General features: G+C 30.2%; 2 protein-coding genes. Both read right to left on the bottom strand.

The window, feature by feature from the left end; translation table 11 throughout:
- Window positions 1–227: 227 nt before the first annotated feature.
- Entirely contained in the window at window positions 228–1,463 is a 1,236-nt protein-coding gene (locus ACZM4J_RS11430; protein ID WP_022164530.1) for a D-alanyl-D-alanine carboxypeptidase family protein, read from the bottom strand.
- A gap of 59 nt (window positions 1,464–1,522) precedes the next feature.
- Window positions 1,523–2,954: LTA synthase family protein (locus ACZM4J_RS11425; RefSeq protein ID WP_489486209.1), on the bottom strand; the 1,432-nt coding region annotated here is incomplete at its 5' end.

Genomic DNA, 2,954 nt, shown 5'->3' with positions numbered 1-2,954 from the left:
AGCAGTTAATATCATAAAGAAAAACTGTATGATTGGGAAGTGGTTTTTTCTACTTCCCATTTTTTTATTTATTTTTTGCCAACTAAAATTTTACACTAACTATACATACGGTTATCAAATCCAGTTATCTTACGCAATTAACTAATGTAGTTATCTAACATAGTTATCCAGTGTATTTATATAATATGATTATGCATTGTAGTTGTCTGATTTTATCATATACCTAATTATCCAATTCTAAAAAACATCTGCATACATTTAATTAATGAAAAACCGTAGTTCATTTTATTTACACATTCCTCTGATACTATATTTACTTCTCCGATATTCTTTCCTTTTAAGTAATATGAGGCTTTGCCTACTATCTCACCTTTTCTTACCGGTGCCTGAAGGTCTTTCTTGATGCTGATTTTTCTTTTTATTTTCGATAAATCATTATTTTTTGTATCAACATAACTAAAATCAGTTTTTTTAATTTTTAAACTTTCCTTTTTCCCATTGGATATTTTAATATTTCCATTATATTTTTTATTGTCTGTATAAACTTTACAATTTGCAAAACCATAGTTTATAAGTTTTTGGGATATATTAAATCTTTCCTTGTAGTCAGCAGCAGCCATTACTACAGCAATTAATTCCACATTATCTTTCTCAGCAACTGTAGAGACACAATATTTAGCCTTAGAGGTGCTGCCCGTTTTCAAGCCCTTTACATACTTATTTACTTTAAGTAACTTATTTGTATTGGTAAGCATAAATTTTGATTCACCTTTAGCAGTTTTATGAGTAAACATTTCCATCCATATTGTTGAATACTTAAATATTTCCGGGTACTTTGTAATAAGCTCTCTGGACATTGTTGCCACATCTTTTGCTGTAGTATAATGATCATCTGAATCAGTAAGACCGCAGCAGTCTATAAAGTTTGTATTATTCATACCAAGTTTCTTTGCTCTTGTATTCATTTGTTTTACAAATTCTTCCTCACTTCCTGCAATATGTTCTGCCATAGCAACTGAAGCATCATTACCGGAAGCGATGATTATACATTTTATTAAAGTTTCCACATTCTGTTGTTCTCCTTCTTCTAAAAAAACCTGTGACCCACCCATGCTTTTAGCTTTTGCACTTGTTGTAACCATATCCCCTAACTTTATTTTGCCACTATGTATGTAATCAAATATCAAAATCAAAGTCATAATCTTTGTAATACTTGCAGGACTTAATTTTTCATTTTCGTTATTGGATTTAATAATGCTACCTGATTTAGCTTCCATTAAAACATAGGACTTTGCATTATATTCATCCTTTGCAGTATCATTTTCCACATTTGAATTAGCAACATTTTTAGTAATGTTTTTAGACATACTTTTATCATTATTTTGTCCTTTGACCATTGCATTCCCCTGTGTACAATTTAAAGTCAAAGTCATTATTAATATAAACGTAATAATTTTTTTCATAAAAAAACTCCATTACATCTTTATATATTGTAATGGAGTTTTAAAACTTATATGCTATTTTATTTTGTATTTTTAGTTTTTTTCTTGCTATTTTTTTGTTTTTTATTTTTTGATGATGAAACAGCTTTTTTAGAAGAAGTTGTTTCCGGTGCTAATTCATCATCAGTAAATGTATACGGTTCAGTTTTTGACAATACATGATCATCAGAATTTTGCTGGTAAACCGAAATCTGGTCGCCATTTTTCAAATCAGGATAATCGATAGTCAAGGTGTTTTTGTCAACAAATGTTGTTTCCTTCTTTTCACCGTTCACATAAACTTTGCTGTAGTTTGTAAAATATTTTCCGTATACACAAACCTCACCGTCAGAGTTATACATCGGTGTAACCGAACTAACTTTCACTTCATGCAAACCAAGCTGTATATTTGTTGGCTTATAAGGATTCCTACCATTGCTGGCATAATTATCACCATATAGCAGGTCATAAGCAAGATTTTTTAACCCTTCCTGATACGATTTGCTATCATCTTTCTTGTGTTCCTGTGTATATTTATTAATATCACCGGCATTCATGTTCAATCCACCAAGAATCTTTGATTCTAACTGATAAGCTTCAATGTCTTCATTTTTGTAGTAATCATTTTTGAAGTTAGACCAAATTACATACTGTGTCTGATAAACATCCCCATTTACCAAATCTTCTCCACTTAAGCCGAAACTTGGTAGATGGTCACCATACATTACAAGAATTGTGTCTTCATCGAATTCACTTAAAGTCTTAACAAGTTTTCCTATAAACTTATCCATCTGATATGTTTCCATAGCATAATATTGATATTTATTCTTTGTAGCTTCATCAACATCACCACTGACTTTTATAGGATATTTATAGTTACCATCTGTTGGATAGCTTCCATGTCCCTGAACCGATATTGTGTAAATATAATCCTGATCTTTTGTGGAATTAAGAGCTTCCATAATATATTTAGTTAATATTTTGTCTTTAGCCCAGCCCATAGGCGTAAACTTCTTTACATCCATATTTTCAATTGTTGTAAAAGTATCGTAGCCTAAGTTTGCAAATACCTGATTTCTACCATAAAATGTAGCTGTATTATTATGAATGGCATGACACTTATAACCATATTCTTTCAGGTTATAACTAATACTTTCACAGGTAGTATCAACTAATTTTGTTTTAAAAGGGTATTCTCCCGGTCCAAAGAAATCCAAATTAATACCTGTCATTACTTCGAATTCTGTATTTACAGTTCCTGCACCAACAATTGGCACATTAAAATAACCACTTGGATAATTCTTAAGAAGATTTTCAAAATTAGGAACAGGATTCTTTGACAACTTAATATTTTTCATATTGTTCATATCAAAAAATGATTCTAACTGCAAAAATAAAATATTCGGTTTTTTCTTTGCCTTGCTTAATTTGGTTGTATCCTTCTTTTTTACAATCTTTTTAATTTCTTTATTT

The organism is Eubacterium sp. (assembly GCF_057858645.1).
Note: the sequence above shows the minus strand (reverse complement) of the source record. Positions and strands in the feature narration are given on the sequence as shown.